A 20,070-nucleotide genomic window follows, 5' to 3' on the forward strand; every position below is an offset into this window, starting at 1 on the left:
TTTAACAACACTTAAATCCACCTTTACCACCATAACGCGCATCTTGGCGCTCTCTGAAGAATTCTTCATAAGTCATTGGCGTTTTATCAGGATGATTCAACTTCATATGTTGAACATAATTATCATAATCAGGAATGCCCACCATCAAATTGGCCATTTGACCTAGATATTTACCAGCTTTAGCTAATTTATTAAACATCTACAATCTCCTTTAATAAAATTCAGGCTAATCCAAAGATTAGCCTGAAATATTACACATTAATGTGATGCAGGTAATTTCTCTGGAAATGCTTCATAAGGGACTTCATTCGCTGATGGTTTCGGGTTTCTCAAACCTGACAGTGCAGTTTTAATGGAATAGAAACCTAATACAACCACAACGATCATGAAGAACAATGTTAAACCACCGTTCAAATTGTTATTGAAAATAACTTGTTGAACTTGTTCCACTGATTTGAAAGTACCTTGTGGCACAAATGGAACATCGATGAATTTAGCTTGTAAGCTATCCGCAGTTGCCCAGAAACCTACTTTAGGATCTGATGAGAATACTTTCTCAGCACCTGCCCACATTGTTGCTAACAATAACCATGCTGTTGGGAAAATCGCAACCCAAACATGGCGTTGATGTTTCATCTTATACAATACTGCCGCACACAACATTAACGCAATTGCCGCTAACATTTGGTTTGCAATACCGAATAATGGCCATAATGTGTTAATACCACCCAATGGATCCACAACGCCTTGGTACAAGAAGTAGCCCCAAGCTGCAACTACAATGCCCGTTGCGAGTAAATTTGCAGGTAAGAAATCTGTTTTACCCCAAGATGGGTGAATGATTGCCAATAAACCTTGGAACATATAACGTGCTGAACGAGTACCAGCATCTACCGCTGTCAAAATGAACAATGCTTCAAACAAGATCGCAAAGTGATACCAGAATGACATAGAAACAAGGCCACCAATTGCACCATGTAAAATCGTCGCCATACCAACTGCTAGTGTTGGCGCACCACCTGCACGAGAAATGATGCTTTCTTCACCTACATCTGCCGCAATCTGACGAAGATCTTCAGGTGTAATTTGGAAGCCAATATTACTCACAGTTTGAGATGCTGCTAATACTAAATCTTCCATCCCTGTAGGATTCAAGAAAGCGATTGGGCTGTTCATTGCGAAATAAACACCTGGATCAATGATCGCTGCTGAAATCAAAGCCATAATCGCAACGAATGATTCCATCAACATACCACCGTAACCAATCAATGCCGCTTGATCTTCATTTTCCAACATTTTTGGCGTTGTACCTGAGGAAATCAACGCATGGAAACCAGAAACAGCACCACAAGCGATTGTGATGAATAAGAATGGGAACAGATCACCTGACCAAACTGGGCCATTACCTTCAATTGCATATTTTGTAATTGCAGGCATTTTCATTTCAGGCATGATCACAACAATACCAATTGCCAATGCAAAAATTGCACCAATTTTTAAGAATGTTGATAGATAATCACGTGGTGCTAATAATAACCAAACAGGTAATACAGCAGCAATGAAACCATAAATAATCAATGCCCATGTTAAACCAACGCCTGATAAATCAAACCACTCTTTCATCACAGGGTGCGCTGCAACATCTTGGCCATAAATGATGCCAACCACTAACAAAATAAAGCCCACAATAGAAATTTCCATGACTTTACCTGGGCGGATATAGCGCATGTAAAGCCCCATAAAGACAGCTAATGGAATTGTAAAGACAACAGCAAACGTACCCCATGGACTATGAGTCAATGCTTTAACAACGATCATCGCTAATACAGCTAAAATGATAATCATAATCATAAAACACGCAACTAAAGCAATGATGCCCGGAATTGTCCCCATTTCCATTTTAATGAGCTCGCCCAATGATTTACCATCACGGCGAGTGGAAACAAATAAAACCATAAAGTCTTGTACTGCACCAGCGAATACAACACCTGCTAATAACCAAAGCATACCTGGCAAATACCCCATTTGCGCAGCTAATACTGGTCCGACTAATGGCCCTGCACCTGCGATTGCTGCAAAGTGGTGACCAAATAAAATAGATTTACGAGTTGGAACATAATCCAAACCGTCATTATGGCGATACGCTGGCGTTAAACGAGTTTTATCAACACCTAAAACTTTATTAGAAATGTATAACGCATAATAACGATAACCAATGAGATAAATACACACTGATGCAACTAATACCCACATTGCATTAATTGTTTCGCCACGATTCAAGGCGACATAACCAAGGCTAATTGCCCCTAATATTGCAATTACGATCCATATTGCATGTTTCGCAAGTTTGTTTTCCGATGATACAACCATAATGGCCACCTTATATTTATTTTTTTCAGCAAATAACTACAGTACGACAACATCATCTACATATAAAAAAACTCTAAATCACATCTGACTTAGAGTTCTTTAGAGAAGCAATTACTTCTTCTTAGCTACTTTTTTAGCTTCTGGACCATTTACTGCATCTTTCAAGCCTTTACCTGCTTTGAACGCTGGTACTTTAGATGCTTTGATCTGAATTGTTTTTTCTGGGTTACGTGGGTCACGGCCTACGCGTGCAGCACGATCACGTACTGAGAAAGTACCGAAACCGATTAAAGTAACGCTGTCACCATTTTTCAAAGTTTCTTTAACTGTTTCCATCACTGCATCAACTGTTTTAGCTGCTGCTACTTTACTGATGTCTGCTTTTTCTGCAACTGCTGCAATTAGTTCTGTTTTATTCATAAATTACCTACCTAGTTATTATATACAAGTTCAAACATACTGATCCCCAGCTTTTAGGGGATACAATATGCTTTATACGTTGCAATTCCTAGGTAGTCAAGAAATTTTAGCAGTGTTTCTCTGTACTCTTGATGTTGCTCATAGGTACTGAAAAGTCTTCCAATGCATTATATCCTTGAAATTCATCATCTTTTTCGATATTTTTCACAAAAGAGTGCTGAATCACTTCATCGAAATGTGACACTGGAATAATGGTTAATTGCTTCTTAATTTCAGCAGGAATATCCTCTAAATCTTTGATATTTTCTTCAGGGATCAGAACTGTTTTCAAACCAGCACGTGCGGCTGCCAACAATTTTTCCTTCAATCCACCAATCGCCAAGATGTTACCACGCAACGTTACTTCACCCGTCATACCGATATCTGAGCGAATCGCTTGATTCAATAATGCAGACAAAATTGCAACGGTAATTGCACCACCAGCACTTGGACCATCTTTTGGCACAGCACCTTCTGGTGCATGCACATGAATATCCAATTTATCTGCAAAATCATGCGCTAAACCATAAGATCTCGCACGTGAACGAATCAAACTCATTGCTGTACGCATAGATTCTTTCATCACATCACCCAAACTACCTGTTGTGATTAAGTTACCTTTGCCCGGCATCACTTCAACTTCAATGCCTAACAATTCACCGCCCATTTGCGTCCAAGCTAAGCCATTCACGTAGCCCACTTGATCTTCTTTCTCTTTCACACCGAAGCGGAAACGTGGAACACCTAAATATGATTCCAACATTTTCTTCGTTAGAGTGACAGGCTTATGATCATTCACTTTCGTTGCAGCTTTGCCTTTTTTGCCATCAGATTTCTTCATGATCTCTTTAATCACTTTACGGCAAACTTTTGCAATTTCACGATCTAAAGAACGTACACCAGCTTCTTTCGTATATAAACGAATGATATCCAACATGATTGCATCAGAAACCTTAATCGCATCTTCCTTCAACTTGTGCTCTTTCAACTGCTTTGGCAACAAGTAATTCTTAGCGATATCTAATTTTTCAAGTTCTGTATAGCTTGATAATTCGATGATCTCCATACGATCACGGAGTGGGCCAGGAATGTTAAAGCTATTCGCTGTTGCAATGAACATCACTTCAGACAAATCCACATCCACATCCAAATAGTGATCATTGAACGTAGAGTTTTGCTCGGGGTCTAAAACTTCCAACATTGCATGAGCAGGATCACCTTTATAATCCGAACCCATTTTATCGATTTCATCCAATAACATCAATGGGTTTTTAGTTTTAGCTTTAGACAACATTTGTACGATTTTACCTGGCAAAGCTCCAATATAAGTACGACGATGACCACGAATTTCTGATTCATCATGCACACCGCCCAAGCTCATGCGCACCAATTCACGGCCAGTGGCATCTGCAATTGAACGCGCCAATGTTGTTTTACCAACACCCGGCGGACCAATTAAGCATAAAATATTACCTTTCACACTTTTCGTATGATTAGTTACTGCTAAATATTCTAAAATGCGCTCTTTCACTTTTTCTAAACCAGAGTGATCTTTATCCAAGCGATCTTCCGCTTTCACGATGTCATATTTCAAACGTGAACGTTTGTTCCATGGCATTTTCAATAACCAATCAATATAAGTACGCGCAACTGTACCTTCTGATGACATGGCTGGCATAGATTTCAAGCGTTTCAATTCTGTTAATGCTTTTTCTTCTGCTTCTTTTGGCATTTTTGTTTCAAGAATTTTCTCTTCCAATTGATCCAATTCAGACAAGCCAGATTCATTCAAATCATCCAATTCAGTACGAATCGCTTTGATCTGTTCATTCAAATAATATTCGCGCTGATTCTTGCTCATCTGCTTTTGTACAGAAGCTTGAATACGATTTTGCGTTTCTAAAACATCCACTTCATAAGTCAATTGTGATACTAAGTTTTTCACCAATTGACCCAATGCAGGCTCTTCTAAAACTTCTTGTTTTTTCGCAATCGAAACAGGCAAATAATTAATGACTTTAATTGCCAACTGTTTCAAATCATCTTCATGTTTAATATTTTTTAATAAATCTTCAGGGATTTTCGTCAATGTAGAAATATTATTGAATAAGTTACGAATCACATTGCCATAAACTTTAGATAAGTTTTCTGATAAATCCTCTTCAATTGGTTCCAATGAATAATCTGCAATGCAATAATCCAAATCCTCTTCGCTATCATCTGCTACAACCTTATTGATCGCCTGTAATTTAATGCGCTCATCCGTTTCCACGAGCACTTTATATGTGCCATCTTCAATTTGAACTTTTTGAATAATACGACCGATAACACCTGTACCATAAACACTTTCCATGTCTACAATTTCGCTATCCATAGATATATGAGTCACGAGCAACACTTCATTGTTAAAATCTTCGGCTGCTTGCAATGCGCCCATAGAAAGCGGACGACCAATCAAAAGTGGCACTGTTGATGTTGGGAATACCACTAAATCACGAATCGCAATAATTGGACGCTGATGAATTTCTTGGGAATGTGACATAATATAATAACGACTCCAAAATAATTTTTAGATAACGACTGGTAAACTGTACCATCGTAACTGATTTTTTAAATCATACAATTTAAAATTTCACACTTGTTTATCAATGGAGGCGCCACCATTAAAATTCAATCCTGTTATTAAATATTTATTAAAAATGAACTTATTTGAGCTAAAAAGTGATTACAAACCCGCGGGTGATCAACCAACCGCCATCCAAAGTTTAGTGAATGGCTTAGAAAATGGTCTCTCATCTCAAACATTATTGGGCGTAACTGGCTCGGGTAAAACTTTTACCATGGCAAATATTATTGCTCAGACACAGCGCCCTGCCATTATTCTTGCGCCCAATAAAACATTAGCTGCTCAACTTTATGGGGAAATGAAAGAATTCTTTCCAAATAATGCTGTTGAATACTTTGTTTCCTACTATGATTATTACCAACCCGAAGCTTATGTTGCAGCCTCAGATACTTATATTGAAAAAGATGCTTCTGTGAATGATCACATTGAACAGATGCGATTATCCGCAACCAAAGCAATTTTGGAGCGTAACGATACAATCATTGTGGCAACGGTTTCTTCCATCTATGGCTTGGGTGATAAAGATCACTATATGAAGATGATTCTACATCTTTCAGTGGGTGAAATGATTGATCAACGCAGTATTTTAAAACGATTAGCAGAACTCCAATATACAAGAAATGATGTTGTACTTGAACGTGGTAATTTTAGAGTTCGTGGAGATGTCATTGATGTATTCCCTGCTGAGAGTGAACGCTATGCTGTTCGCATCGAATTGTTTGATGATGAAGTAGAACGTTTAAGCTTTTTTGATCCATTAACTGGTCATGTTGAGCGTAAAGTGCCACGCTTAACTGTTTACCCTTCGAGCCATTATGTCACACCAAGAGAGACATTATTGGCAGCCATTGAAGAGATTAAAGAAGAATTGGTTCAACAACTAGCATACCTTCGCGCCAATGACAAATTAGTTGAAGCACAAAGATTAGAGCAACGTACAAGATTTGACATCGAAATGATCGTAGAATTAGGTTATTGCCAAGGCATTGAAAACTATTCGCGCTATTTATCGGGGAGAAATTCAGGCGATGCACCGCCAACGCTATTTGATTACTTGCCAGCCAATGCACTACTTTTCATCGATGAATCTCACGTAACCATTCCACAATTGGGTGCAATGTATAAAGGTGATCGATCACGGAAAGAAAACTTGGTAACTTATGGCTTCCGTTTACCTTCAGCGTTAGATAATCGTCCACTTAGATTTGATGAATTTGAAAAACTCATGCCACAATCTATATTTGTTTCCGCAACACCAAGTGTTTATGAAGCAGACAATGCAGATAATATTGCAGAACAAGTTGTGAGACCTACAGGGTTATTAGATCCTATTTTAGAAGTCCGCCCAGCGGACACACAAGTGGATGACGTATTAAGCGAAATCTATAAACGCGTCACTAAAGGTGAGCGTGTATTAATCACAACGTTGACGAAACGCATGAGTGAAGATCTCACAGATTTCTTGAATGAGCATCAAGTAAAAGTTCGTTATCTCCATTCAGATATTGATACTGTAGAACGTACAGAGATCATCCGTGATCTTCGTTTAGGTGTATTTGATGTTTTAGTTGGGATTAACTTATTGCGTGAAGGCTTAGATATTCCTGAAGTTTCCTTAGTTGCAATATTGGATGCAGATAAGGAAGGATTCTTACGCTCTGAAAGATCATTGATTCAAACCATTGGCCGAGCAGCACGTAACTCTGAAGGTAAAGCAATTTTGTATGCCAATAAAATCACTAAGGCAATGGCAGCCGCGATTGGCGAAACAGAACGACGCAGAGCAAAACAAGAAGAATATAATGAATTGCATAGCATAACGCCCAAAACTGTCCACAAGAAAGTTGCAGATATTATGAGTGAAGCCCGTGATATAGAGGATAATGGTGATGATCGACAAAACTGGACATCAAATATTGACTTAAATCAAATTAAAGATCCTAAAATCGTCACTGAAAAAATTGCAGCCCTAGAAAAACAGATGATGGAACATGCAAAGAATTTAGAATTTGAAGAGGCTGCTAAAGTGCGTGATGAGATTGATTATTTAAAAAGACATTTTATTTAGTTTCTTATTTTGTAACCATTCAAAATTCTATAGATAAAAAGAAACCCCGCAAGCGGGGCTCTTTTTGGATTGCCACTAAATCTTTAGTGAGCTTCTGTACGGCAGTTAGCCGGTAACCATTTTGATTCAATAGCATTAGTATTTGTAGCTGCACGTGGCATACAAGCCCATTTAACAGACCCTTGCTCAGCAGCGCCAAATAACACTGGAGCAATAGTCAAAACACCTGCACCATTACCTGCAGTATATGTATTTTGAGCAGAAGCCCCTGTAACTTTTTGATTATAGTGAATCAAAATATTAGTTACATTACTACCAGGTACTAAAGTCAATGAAGAATTAACTTTAGTATTACTGCCGTTGTAACCTGTTCCTGAGATAATTTCAACACCAGATACTGATTGACCAACAATAGTATTAGCAGGTGAAATTCCTGCTAATGCATTTGTTGTTGGCCATGTACCAGTAGTTGAGAATACTTCAGTCGCCGCTAATTTAGCAGCAGTTGCTAAAGCAATACCTTCTGATACATAAGTACGCTTAGTGTAGTCTTGATAAGCAGGCAATGCGAACATTGATAAGATGCCGATGATAGCAACAACGATCATTAACTCGATTAATGTAAAACCTTTCTGTAACATAATTTTCTCTCCAAAAATTAATTATTATTGTCTAGTGACGTTTGATACAAAGCAAAACACATGCCAAATTAAAAACAATACAATAAAATCAATTACATATATAAAAATATATTTATATTAACATCACCACTAAGCTTTAGCCGAAGATAATTTTGAATGATATGACTTAAATGGTCACTTTATAAAATCTCTTCAGGCACAACTATATCATAATTACAAAAAGCCATAAAAAAAGCCCACATCCAAATGGATGTGGGCTGAAGTGGAGATGCTATTATTATTTATAATTCTGTAAAATTTATTTATATCTTTTTACATGATTACAAATAAGCAAAATAGATACCATTAAAATAAAATCATTAAAATTCAATACATTATAAAATTAAATTTTATAGTTTCATCAGCCATTCTTGAACCATCCACTCCTGTTTAACACTTGTTGATGATAATTCAATAATTTTCACAAATGATTCATAGCTTTCAAAAAGCGCAGTAGATGATAGGCTAACCAACGATACCATCACATTCTCTTGATTCTGAGCGCCTTTAATTGCACTCATTAACCAATATAAAATCAAATGAGATGCAAACTGCCAATTTTTGACAATGAAATCAGACAGCTCATCCAAATTGCTTTTGTGCTGTAAATATCGACTACAGAGCCTTTCTAACTCATTCATAACTGATAAAACATCAGCTGACAAAAATTGGTACGACAAAACTGGTCGTCCATAACTTAATGTTAATATCTGCTGAATATCTGCATCATTTGTATCACTCACAGCACGTTGCAACCAATTAAAGATGCCTTCTTTCTGACCAACTATTGACAATAATTGTCTTTGGCAACGACTTGTGATGGTAATGGGTAATTTCTTAGGATAACTTGTCACTAGAATTAAGTAACAATTATTGACAGGCTCTTCTAATGTTTTTAATAAAGCGTTCGCAGCATTGAGATTCATTTCATGCGCGTCATGAATCACAATGACCTTCCTGCCTGTTTCACTCGTCATTTGTGCAAATTGAATGAGCTGACGAATTTGGTCAACCTTAATAAAATTACTCTTTTCTTCTGAAGCAACATTCATAAAGTCTGGATGGCTATTTTTACCAATCCATAAGCAACTTTGGCATTGCCCACAAGCATGATGACTTTTACGATCTAAACATAAAATGCTTTTTGCAACATCATTGGCAAAAATTGATTTACCAATATCCTGCTCACCCGTAATTAATAATGACTGAGGAAATATTTTGACATCATAACGATTGACCATTTCTGTCAATTGATTTTCAAACCAAGGCAAGCATTCAAATTTTGTCACTGAATTATTCATAGAAATTTCTGCAATGCAGTTTTAATCTGCAATGTAATATCATCAATGGATAATGCCGCGTTGATTTTGACAAACTGGCCAGGACGCTCTTCAGCTAATTTTGCATAACCTGAACGAACTTTTTCAAAAAACTCTATTTGCTCATTTTCAAAGCGATCCAAAGCCTGACGTTTTTTGGCGCGCGCAATACCATCTACCACTTCAATATCAAACCAGAAAGTATAATTAGGCTTTAACTCGCCTTGCAACCAAGATTCTAAATATGCAATATATTGTCGATCGATCGCTCGGCCTGCAGATTGATATGCATAAGTTGCTTCTGTAAAGCGATCACACAAAACCCAATCACCGCGCTTCAATGCAGGCTTAATCACTTGTTCAATATGCTCTTTACGTGCTGCAAACATCAATAACAACTCTGTTTCAGCACACATATTTTCTGTTAATAATAAATGACGGATTTTTTCAGAAAGATCTGTACCACCAGGTTCACGAGTTGTGACAACATTAATACCTTGATCTGATAACCAATCTTTAATGACTGGAATTTGAGTGCTTTTACCAGCGCCTTCTGTACCTTCAAACGTAATAAAACGTCCAAGATTTTTTGACATGATTATTTTCCATTATTCAATCGTGCACGATATTCACGCACTGATTTATTATGTCCATCTAATGTTGCATTGAATACATGCTCGCCTGAGCCATCACCTTTTGCCACAAAATATAAGCTATCGCCTTCTTTAGGGTTTGCAGCAGCATAAACTGCTGCAACACTTGGCATGGCAATTGGTGTTGGTGGTAAACCATCTCTTGTATAAGTATTGTATGGCGTATCGCGCTGTAAATCACTGCGATAAATTGTACCGCGATATTTGTCACCTAAACCATAAATGACTGTAGGATCCGTTTGTAAACGCATGCCTTTTTGCAAACGACGAACAAATACACCTGAAATTTCAGGGCGTTCATGCGCAACACCTGTTTCTTTTTCGATAATAGAAGCCAACGTCAATAATTCATGTTTATTCTGNCGCATGCCTTTTTGCAAACGACGAACAAATACACCTGAAATTTCAGGGCGTTCATGCGCAACACCTGTTTCTTTTTCGATAATAGAAGCCAACGTCAATAATTCATGTTTATTCTGAATGGGTAAATCTAAATCTCGATTTTGCCAAACTTCATCCACAAAACTATTCATAGATTCATAGCTACGTTTTAAAACCTCAACATCTTGATAACCACGTGGAAATAAATATGTTTCAGGCATGAAGTAGCCTTCATAAGGCTGACCTTCGTAGCCAATCAATGTCATAATTTCTTCAGGTGTTTCATTACCAGATAGTGTTTGGACAACATTAGGGGATTTAGCCAATGCTTCGCGCATTTGTTTAAAACTCCAACCATCCACAATGGTAAAACTGTATTGAACACTGCGCCCTTTGGTGACCATTGCCCAAAAATCTGTGGGACGCATAGTTTCAGTAATTTCGTATTCGCCCACTTTAATGTCACTCAACGTGCCTGTTAAGCGACCATAAATTTTCAAAAAGCTTGTATTAGTATTTGGCAATTCTGATTTTAATGCACGCAATACTGAATCAGCGTTCATGCCAGATTTCACATCAATCAAGATACTTTTATCTGTCGCCAACATTGGCGATTTCATATAATTTAAAAAATTATATCCAAATTGTGCAAGGCCAATAAATAGACCTAAAAATAATACTAAAAGAATTGCTCGAGAAAGCACATACTTCACAAAAAAAAGCAGTACTTTCTTAAGATAATTTAAAAGCTTCATTAACTTTTAACTCTTTGGAAAATTAATGTGCCGTTTGTACCACCAAATCCAAATGAGTTAGAGATTGCAACATCAATCTGTCTTTCTTGTGGCGTATGAGGCACAAGATTTATATCACAACCTTCATCAGGGTTGTCTAAGTTAATGGTTGGTGGCGCAACATTATCACGAATAGATAAAGCAGCAAATACAGCTTCAATACCACCAGCAGCACCCAACAAATGCCCCGTCATAGATTTTGTAGAACTCATTGCTAATTTATATGCATGCTCACCAAAAATAGATTTTACAGCCGTTAACTCTGCCATATCGCCCAATTTTGTTGATGTACCATGTGCATTAATATAATCCACAGCATCTACATTCATTTTTGCATCGTTCAATGCCATTTGCATACAGCGCCCTGCACCTTCACCATTTTCCATTGGAGAAGTAATATGATATGCATCACTTGTAGCACCAAAGCCAACCAATTCACAGTAAATACAAGCACCACGTTTCACAGCATGCTCATAAGACTCTAGGATTAAAACACCAGCACCATCACCTAAAACAAAACCATTACGATCTTTATCCCAAGGGCGAGAAGCCTTAGTTGGCTCATCATTTCGATTAGATAATGCTCGTGCCGCAGCAAAGCCACCAATACCTGTTGGCGTAGTTGCCATTTCAGCACCGCCAGCAATCATAACGTCCGCATCACCGTAAGCAATCATTCTTGCAGCCATGCCGATGGAATGTGTGCCTGAAGCACAAGCTGTTACTGCTGAAATTGATGGTCCTTTAAATCCAGTTAAAATGGATAATTGACCTGGTAGCATATTAATGATTGAGCGTGGCACATAAAAAGGGCTGATTCTATTTGGACCTTTATTCAATAAAGTTTCACAGTTCTCTTCAATACCTGGCAAACCACCAATACCTGAACCTAACATTGCACCAATACGATCAGCATTTTGATCCGTAATTTCTAAACCTGCATCCTTAATTGCGTCAACCGCAGCCCCAATACCATACTGAATAAAGAGATCCATGCGCTTAGCATCTTTTGGATTCATATATTTTGATACATCAAAATCTTTTGTGGATGCTGAAAAAGTAACAGGATAGCCAGTTGCATCAAATGCAGTGATTGGCGCTGCACCACTTACTCCAGCTAAAATATTCGTCCAAGCTAAATCTACACTGCTTCCTAATGCAGAAACGATACCCAAGCCTGTGACAACTACTCGCTGCTTCATAACTATTCCTTTTTTGATTCCATAAAAAAATAAAACGGCTTCGTAGGACATTTAATCGTCCTATGAGAACCGCTCTATTGACAAATTCTGACCAGATTATTCAAATTATGACATTGAATAAAATTATTTATCTAAGTTTGCTGTCACGTAGTCAATTGCTTGTTGAACTGTTGTGATTTTTTCAGCTTCTTCATCTGGAATTTCACAATCAAACTCTTCTTCAAGAGCCATTACCAATTCAACTGTATCTAAAGAGTCCGCGCTTAAATCATCAATAAAAGAAGATGAGTTGTTTACTTGTTCTTCTTTTACTTGAAGTTGTTCAATAACAATCTTCTTAACACGTGCTTCGATATCGCTCATAATTTTAAAAATCCTTAACTTAATAAAAAAATAGGTATCAAATTACCAATCTGTATTTTAAAAAAAATGTTTGCTAAAGTCCAAGACTTTTTAACATCTTGCCTTTAAGGCATAAACATTCCACCGTTTACATGGATAGTTTCACCAGTAATATAACTTGTTTCTTCTGCTGCTAAAAATCTAACAGCATTAGCGATATCTTCTGGTTTACCCAATGTATTCATAGGAATACTTTTCAGTAATGATTCCTTCACTGCTTCAGGTAAATCTTTTGTCATATCCGTATCAATAAAACCTGGTGCAACACAGTTCACTGTAATTCCACGGCTTGCAACTTCGATTGCCATAGATTTTGTAAATCCAATGACACCTGCTTTTGCTGCTGCGTAGTTTGTTTGCCCTGCATTACCAGTCACACCCACAATAGATGTAATGTTCACAATACGTCCAAAACGAGCCTTCATCATATCACGCATTACTGCTTTCGATAACTTATAAATGCTTGTTAAGTTTGTTGTAATTACATCAGACCAATCTTCATCTTTCATTCTCATCAACAATTGATCTTTTGTAATCCCTGCATTATTGACTAAAACTGAGATTGCACCGTGCTTTTCAGAAATAGCTTTCAATACAGTTTCAATACTTTCTGCATCAGATACATTTAGCACAAATGCATCACCATTCTCACCCAAAAAAGATTGAATGGTTGCTGTACCATTTTCAGAGGTTGCTGTACCAATCACAAAATAATTAGCGGCAACTAATGACTCTGCAATGGCTTTACCAATTCCACGTGTTGCACCTGTCACTAATGCGATTTTCTTTTCTTGACTCATAATGTCCTCTTTTAACCACAACGCTCAACAATCATCTCCACATCCTTTTTCACCTGCACAACAGGATCAAATGGCGATGATTGTTCCATTAAACGAATACTTANTGTACCAATCACAAAATAATTAGCGGCAACTAATGACTCTGCAATGGCTTTACCAATTCCACGTGTTGCACCTGTCACTAATGCGATTTTCTTTTCTTGACTCATAATGTCCTCTTTTAACCACAACGCTCAACAATCATCTCCACATCCTTTTTCACCTGCACAACAGGATCAAATGGCGATGATTGTTCCATTAAACGAATACTTAACTGCTGTTTATTACCACTAAACTCAGGATAAATTAATTCATCCTTCACATCAATTCTGACCAATTCTGCATCCCATTTAACAGTTTTATAGAATAAACCCTGCTTAAATTGGCATACTTCTTCATCTTTCATTTGTCTTAATACAGACAATAAATACGTTAGCGCACTCTCTGTTGGCTCAAATAATGAGAACCAGCGCTCAATATGTTCACTGCGCAACTCATGAGAAAATCGTAACCAATGGTGTAAATTAGGCAAATCAAAACTTCCAATACCGCCCATGACTTTTAATCGTTGGCGAATGACGTTCAAGAAAATATTTTCTTTGATTTCGTCAAAAGTTTTAACACTACCAAAAACTAAATTCTGTGTTAAATCTTTAATCACTAAACGCTGTTCATCAGTCACTTCTTCTTTAAATTGCAATTTTTCCAATTGCTTGATCATTTCTATTTTTAAGTTATTCTTTGAAATAATCTCAACCAAATCCACTAAAGCAGCAAGCGCAGCAATGGTACTGTACGGATCATCATATTCGATGTGCGCTTTACTTTGTTTAAACAGCATCTCAGCTCTTAATAAGCGACGAACGCCTTCACTCAATGGAAATTCATAAACCATAAACTATTTCACCATCCCCTCTTAGAATGGAGTTAGACTATACTGTTTATCTAATTGTTTCAATATATTTCGAGTGTGTAATTCATTCGTATTAATAATAATTGTGCTAGCTAAATTACGGCGCTCTTGGTTACTCACTTGTGATGCAATAATGCTTTTTGCCAATTGTTCATCAATCCGATCTCGAGCCATAACACGCTGCAATTGCATATCAGGATTAACTTCTATCACTAACACATGATCTGCTAATGTTAAATATGGAGAACCTTTATGCAATAATGGTACCGAAATCACGTTATATAATCCATGATCTACTAATAAATCCTCTTGAACAGCTTTCAAAATCAAAGGATGCATAATATTTTCTAACTGCTTTTTAGCATCACGATTACTAAAAATAATCTCACGCAGTTTTTTTCTATTCAAAACACCATCATCAAATATTTGATCACCAAAATAAACATGCACAGCTTTTAATGCAATTTCTGAATATTTATGATGATTTGGCATTAATAGCGCTCGAGCAATGACATCAGTATCAATAACATGCGCATTCAGTGATGCTAAATAATCAGAAACAAAAGTTTTACCCGAAGCAATACCACCCGTTAATACAATATTATTTTTCATTATCTAGCGAGATAGAAAAATGATTCAGCATTCAAATCGCATAATAAAACAATTATAGAGCCTAATGCTAAAAATGGCCCATAAGGTATTGCATCATCTTGATTATTGTTTTTTCTACGCAAAATCTGCACAACAACCCCAACAATAGCACCTGCAATTGAAGAAATTAAAATCACATTAAATAGATTACCAACACCTTGCCATGCACCAATCATTGCTAATAATTTAAAATCCCCAGCACCAACACCTTCTTTTTTCAAAATCAACAAAGCCAATTGATTAATTGACCATAAAGAGAGATAACCAATGATTGCACCTAAAAATGCAGTTTTAAATGACAAAGAGATTACACCAAAATAACTGAGTATTAACCCCAGCCAAATCATTGGGCCCGTTAATTCATCAGGTAAAATTCTAAATTCTAGATCAATAAGTGTTAAAGAAATCAAGATCCATGTAAAAAATACAAAGCATAAAGCTTCAATATTTACACCCAATACATAAACTACTAAAACAGATAAAAGCCCTGTTAAAAATTCAACAATAGGGTATTGAACAGAAATTTTTTGATGACAACCGGAACATTTACCTTTGAGAAATAACCAACCAAAAATAGGAATGTTCTCATAAAACTTAATTTTATAATCACAATTAGGGCAAGATGATTGAGGCGTTGATAGATACCATAAGCCGTTAGCTGGTAATATTTCTTTTTTTTCTAATAACAATGTCGCATCTTTTCGTGATAATAATTTATCGAATAATTTTATACCACTTAGGAACCTACAAGGTTTATGAGATTCCTCTATCAAAAATTCAGAAATCAGCTGATAATTTCGATCAAATAATATTTTTGGAAAACGATAAGCCACTACATTAAGGAAGCTGCCAATGGCAGCTCCTAAAATAAAAACGATACTATATATAAAAACCATTGGCTCTAAACTCAAACTAAGTACCTTCTGCCATACTGAACAATGGTAAATACATGGCAACAACAATACCACCCACCAATGAACCCAAAATTACAATCAAAATAGGCTCAATCATAGACATCATTGCACCAACAGCATTATCGATATCTTCCATATATAGTTCAGCAACTTTGTTCAACATTTCTGATAAGTTACCTGATTTCTCACCAATACCAATCATATAGCTTACCATATCAGGAAACATTTTAGATTGGCGCATGGCAAAATTTAATTCCTGTCCGATTGCAACATTACCTTTAATTTTTTCAATTGCATCTTGAAACACGGTATTATTTGTAGAGTTAGATACAGTATTTAATGAAGCAATAATTGGCGTACCTGCTTCATACATGGTTGATAAGGTACTGGCAAAATTTGCACTGTTAGACAAGACGATTAAATTGCCAAAAATTGGTAATTTTAAAACCTGCTGGTCAAATTTACGTTTAAAGGCTTGATTGGTTCGTAATACTCGTTTAAATAGAAAAATAAAGACACCAATCCCCATGACTGTATAAACAAACCCCCAAGAACGAATACCTTCAGATAAATTCACAACAAACTGAGTTGCCGCAGGCAATTCTCGACCTTGCTCTTTAAACATATCCGCAAAGACAGGAACAACCTTCCAAAGGATTAAGGCTGTAATACCTAAAGCAATACATATAACAATAATTGGATAAACCAAAGCTTTTTTAATTGTTTTCTTAATCTTACTGTTCTTTTCTAAAAAATCAGCTAATTGAGTTAGAATCTTTTCCAAAGTACCTGAACGTTCGCCAGCGGCAACCAAACCAGTATATGTGCGATCAAATATCAATGGATGTTTTGCCAAAGCATTGGATAAACCACCACCACGATCGACATCTATTTTAACAGCATACAATAATTCACTTAATGCAATCTTACCTGCGCCAGAGGCCTGCATTGCCAATGCTTCAGATAACGGCAGACCAGCCTGCAACATTGTTGCGAGCTGACGCGTAAATAGCATTATATCTTCAGGCTTAACTTTTCCGCCCTTGCCTTTTTTAACTTTTGCCTTAACAATTTTTAATGGCTGAATACCTTGAGCATTCAATAATGCTCTAATTTTCGTTGGTGAGGAACCTTTTAAAATTCCTTCAACACGATTCCCCAGCTTGTCTCGACCAACCCAATTGTAGTCGACTTCTTTACGATTATCTAAAGCCATAAGGATACATCCATATATTTATTATTATGGTACCGACGCCCGGATTTGAACCGGGAAGCCTTTCAGGCACTACCACCTCAAGGTAGCGTGTCTACCAATTCCACCACGCCGGCAATGAATTTCAATAGTATATCTTAATTATTTTTTTTGTCTGTATATTTTATGCNCCCGGATTTGAACCGGGAAGCCTTTCAGGCACTACCACCTCAAGGTAGCGTGTCTACCAATTCCACCACGCCGGCAATGAATTTCAATAGTATATCTTAATTATTTTTTTTGTCTGTATATTTTATGCACGAGACTCATTTTGCATCATCAATATTTGGAACTAAAGATGTTGCAGGTGCATCTAATACACTCTCTACTTGAGTTGTTGCTGCTTTGCCATATAAAACCATCATAGAAAAGCTTGTCACAAAGAATACAACAACCATCCACTTAGTCAATTTAGCCAAGAAGTTACTTTTACCTGCTGCACCAAATACCGTACCTGAAGCTCCACTACCAAATGCAGCCCCAGCATCAGCACCTTTACCATGCTGAACTAAAACCAAACAAATAATAGCAACTGCTACCAAAACATGTATTACTGTAATGATTGTTGTTAATACCATATTAGACCTTCAAATTTACTCTACACTTCGGATAATTTCCGAAAACACACTTGGTTTTAAAGAAGCACCACCGACCAATACTCCATCAATATATGTCTGAGACATATACTGCGCCGAGTTATCAGCAGCCACACTTCCACCATAAAGAACCTTTAATGAAGGGCGAATCTTATCACTTTTACTAGTTAATGTATAGTAAATAAACTCATGCACTTCATTCGCAATTTCAGCACTTGCAGATTTGCCTGTGCCAATTGCCCATACTGGCTCATAAGCAACAATAGTTTCTTGAAATATTTCAATGCCACAATGCTCAATCACAGCATTTATCTGAGCCAAAATCACATCCTTCCATTGATCGCTTTCTCGCTCTTCTAATGTCTCACCCACACACAAGATAGGGGTTAAACCATTCGATAAAGCTAACGCTGTTTTTTGTGCAACAACAGTATTTGTTTCACCATACATTTGTCTACGCTCAGAATGACCAACCAAAACATAAGTACAACCAACATCTGAAAGCATTTTCGCTGAAATTTCACCAGTAAAAGCCCCACTCTCATGATCAGCCAAATTTTGTGCACTTAAACGAATTTTAGAGTCAGAAATTTTTTCTGCAACGGATGATAAATATACAAATGGTGGCGCAATCACTACATCATGACTACTTGCATTTGCAGCATCTAAAATACCTTCAACAATTTCCGTAGCAGAAGCTGTATCACCATTCATCTTCCAGTTACCAGCAATTATTTTCTTTTTCATACACAACCTTTACTTTAACGAGCGATATATATATTGTGCTGTATACTAACGCATTGTGACTTTTTTTTATAGCACACATAGTTTATATTCGCATAAAACCATGTAAAATGGCTCTCTTACTTTAACCTAACCTAATGGCAGATGGACTAATTATGATACCAAAACGACTAAAGTCTCTTTTTTCATGTGACCTTTCAATCGACTTAGGGACAGCCAATACTCTTATATATGTTCGCGGACAAGGCATCGTTTTAAATGAACCATCAGTTGTTGCGATGGAAAAAGATAAAAAAACAGGCCGTGAAAGAGTTGCCGCTGTAGGTCATGAAGCAAAACGCATGTTAGGTAGAACTCCTGATGGCATCGAAGCTTATCGCCCATTGAAAGATGGTGTGATTGCTGACATTGAGCGTACAGAAGATATGTTAGGTAATTTTATTGGTCGTGTATTACAAAAGCGTGCTTTTGTTCGCCCAACGCCTCGCATTATTGTTTGCGTTCCGTCAGGTGCTACTCATGTTGAAAAACGTGCCATCAAAGAAGCTACAGAAACGGCTGGTGCATTAGAAGTTAAATTAATCCCAGAACCAATGGCAGCAGCATTAGGAGCAGGTATCCCTGTTCACGAAGCAGCAGGCTCTATGATTTTAGATATTGGTGGTGGCACATCAGAAGTTGCTGTTATCTCATTAACAGGCATTGTTTATGCAAACTCAATCCGCATTGGTGGTGATCACTTTGATGAAGCAATCATCCAATATGTGCGTCGTAACTACGGCATGTTAATTGGTGAGCCAACAGCAGAGCGCATTAAACAAGACATCGGTACAGCTTATCCATTGAATGAAGTATTAGAAACTCAAGTTCGTGGTCGTAACTTAAGCGAAGGTATTCCTCGTACATTCACATTAACTTCCAATGAAATTTTAGAAGCGTTAATGGAGCCACTACAAGGCATCGTAAGTGCTGTTCGTTTAGCATTGGAACAAACTCCTCCAGAATTAGCAGCTGATATTTCTGAAAGAGGTATTGTCATCACTGGCGGTGGTGCATTACTCCGTAACATTGATAAGTTAATTTCTGAAGAAACTGGCTTGGATGCAATCATTGCAGATGATCCATTAACGTGCGTTGTACGTGGCGGGGGTAAAGCCTTGGAAATGCAAGGTTTATATGGCTTAAATGCTTTTGCGCTTGAATAAAC

19 protein-coding genes, 1 tRNA gene and 1 pseudogene are annotated in these 20,070 nt (G+C 37.1%); 2 read left to right on the forward strand and 19 right to left on the reverse strand.

Translation table 11 applies throughout. The annotated features are described in order from the left end of the window. Position 1: 1 nt before the first annotated feature. The 4 genes from BZK16_RS02165 to lon form a co-directional block, all read right to left on the reverse strand. Entirely contained in the window at positions 2-199 is a 198-nt protein-coding gene (locus BZK16_RS02165; RefSeq protein WP_077926717.1) for a YbdD/YjiX family protein, read from the reverse strand. A 59-nt stretch (positions 200-258) separates the two neighbouring features. Then, complete coding sequence (gene cstA / locus BZK16_RS02170; protein ID WP_077927253.1) at positions 259-2,370, reverse strand: pyruvate/proton symporter CstA; 2,112 nt, start codon at positions 2,368-2,370, stop codon at positions 259-261. Positions 2,371-2,481: 111 nt separating this feature from the next. Further along, positions 2,482-2,790: an HU family DNA-binding protein gene (locus BZK16_RS02175; protein ID WP_077927254.1), complete on the reverse strand. Its 309-nt coding sequence runs from the start codon at positions 2,788-2,790 to the stop codon at positions 2,482-2,484. A 106-nt stretch (positions 2,791-2,896) separates the two neighbouring features. After that, the gene (gene lon, locus BZK16_RS02180; RefSeq protein WP_077927255.1) at positions 2,897-5,371 is read right to left on the reverse strand and encodes an endopeptidase La; all 2,475 of its coding nucleotides are present in this window, start codon (positions 5,369-5,371) and stop codon (positions 2,897-2,899) included. Between the two features lie 157 nt (positions 5,372-5,528). On the opposite strand from lon, the gene uvrB reads away from it, so the two are divergent. Then, positions 5,529-7,523, forward strand: coding sequence for an excinuclease ABC subunit UvrB (gene uvrB / locus BZK16_RS02185; protein ID WP_077927395.1), 1,995 nt, complete (start codon positions 5,529-5,531; stop codon positions 7,521-7,523). 83 nt (positions 7,524-7,606) lie between these two features. Here the strand turns inward: uvrB and BZK16_RS02190 are convergent, their stop codons facing one another. From BZK16_RS02190 to tpiA, 15 genes and pseudogenes are all read right to left on the reverse strand, one after another. After that, complete coding sequence (locus BZK16_RS02190) at positions 7,607-8,164, reverse strand: pilin (protein WP_077927256.1); 558 nt, start codon at positions 8,162-8,164, stop codon at positions 7,607-7,609. Positions 8,165-8,553: 389 nt separating this feature from the next. Then, entirely contained in the window at positions 8,554-9,504 is a 951-nt protein-coding gene (locus tag BZK16_RS02195) for an AAA family ATPase (protein ID WP_077927257.1), read from the reverse strand. Then, positions 9,501-10,118: a dTMP kinase gene (tmk, locus tag BZK16_RS02200; RefSeq protein ID WP_077927258.1), complete on the reverse strand. Its 618-nt coding sequence runs from the start codon at positions 10,116-10,118 to the stop codon at positions 9,501-9,503. The genes BZK16_RS02195 and tmk overlap by 4 nt, the downstream gene beginning before the upstream one ends. Before the next feature lie 2 nt (positions 10,119-10,120). Next, a complete protein-coding gene (gene mltG / locus BZK16_RS14515; protein WP_233145152.1) occupies positions 10,121-11,311 on the reverse strand; it encodes an endolytic transglycosylase MltG in 1,191 nt (396 codons plus the stop codon). Beyond that, positions 11,311-12,552, reverse strand: coding sequence for a beta-ketoacyl-ACP synthase II (gene fabF / locus BZK16_RS02215; RefSeq protein WP_077927259.1), 1,242 nt, complete (start codon positions 12,550-12,552; stop codon positions 11,311-11,313). Before fabF ends, mltG begins: the two co-directional genes overlap by 1 nt. Positions 12,553-12,675: 123 nt before the next feature. Further along, positions 12,676-12,915 carry an acyl carrier protein gene (acpP, locus tag BZK16_RS02220; RefSeq protein ID WP_077926727.1) on the reverse strand — a complete coding sequence of 80 codons (240 nt, stop codon included), beginning with the start codon at positions 12,913-12,915 and terminating at the stop codon, positions 12,676-12,678. A 104-nt stretch (positions 12,916-13,019) separates the two neighbouring features. Beyond that, entirely contained in the window at positions 13,020-13,754 is a 735-nt protein-coding gene (fabG, locus tag BZK16_RS02225) for a 3-oxoacyl-ACP reductase FabG (protein WP_077927260.1), read from the reverse strand. 98 nt (positions 13,755-13,852) lie between these two features. Next, positions 13,853-13,963 (reverse strand): annotated as a pseudogene (locus BZK16_RS14455) (SDR family NAD(P)-dependent oxidoreductase); the annotation flags it as partial. An 11-nt stretch (positions 13,964-13,974) separates the two neighbouring features. Then, the gene (gene zapD, locus BZK16_RS02235; RefSeq protein WP_077927262.1) at positions 13,975-14,688 is read right to left on the reverse strand and encodes a cell division protein ZapD; all 714 of its coding nucleotides are present in this window, start codon (positions 14,686-14,688) and stop codon (positions 13,975-13,977) included. Between the two features lie 21 nt (positions 14,689-14,709). Next, positions 14,710-15,318 carry a dephospho-CoA kinase gene (gene coaE / locus BZK16_RS02240; RefSeq protein WP_233145153.1) on the reverse strand — a complete coding sequence of 203 codons (609 nt, stop codon included), beginning with the start codon at positions 15,316-15,318 and terminating at the stop codon, positions 14,710-14,712. Then, on the reverse strand, positions 15,318-16,253 hold the full coding sequence (locus BZK16_RS02245) for a prepilin peptidase (protein WP_077927396.1): 936 nt from the start codon (positions 16,251-16,253) through the stop codon (positions 15,318-15,320). Before BZK16_RS02245 ends, coaE begins: the two co-directional genes overlap by 1 nt. A gap of 16 nt (positions 16,254-16,269) precedes the next feature. Continuing rightward, positions 16,270-17,487 (reverse strand): type II secretion system F family protein, encoded by a 1,218-nt coding sequence (locus tag BZK16_RS02250; RefSeq protein WP_077927264.1) that lies wholly within the window; start codon positions 17,485-17,487, stop codon positions 16,270-16,272. A 27-nt stretch (positions 17,488-17,514) separates the two neighbouring features. Further along, a tRNA-Leu gene (locus BZK16_RS02255) sits at positions 17,515-17,600 on the reverse strand. Positions 17,601-17,789: 189 nt separating this feature from the next. Further along, positions 17,790-18,101, reverse strand: a complete 312-nt coding sequence (secG, locus tag BZK16_RS02265; RefSeq protein ID WP_077927265.1) for a preprotein translocase subunit SecG — start codon at positions 18,099-18,101, stop codon at positions 17,790-17,792. A 15-nt stretch (positions 18,102-18,116) separates the two neighbouring features. Continuing rightward, complete coding sequence (gene tpiA / locus BZK16_RS02270; RefSeq protein WP_077927266.1) at positions 18,117-18,866, reverse strand: triose-phosphate isomerase; 750 nt, start codon at positions 18,864-18,866, stop codon at positions 18,117-18,119. Positions 18,867-19,018: 152 nt separating this feature from the next. Between tpiA and BZK16_RS02275 the strand changes: the two genes are divergently transcribed. Next, positions 19,019-20,068 carry a rod shape-determining protein gene (locus BZK16_RS02275; RefSeq protein WP_096777480.1) on the forward strand — a complete coding sequence of 350 codons (1,050 nt, stop codon included), beginning with the start codon at positions 19,019-19,021 and terminating at the stop codon, positions 20,066-20,068. Positions 20,069-20,070: the final 2 nt, after the last annotated feature.

Origin of the sequence: Wohlfahrtiimonas populi, assembly GCF_002006795.1 — a bacterium.
Classification (GTDB): Bacteria; Pseudomonadota; Gammaproteobacteria; order Cardiobacteriales; family Wohlfahrtiimonadaceae; genus Wohlfahrtiimonas; species Wohlfahrtiimonas populi.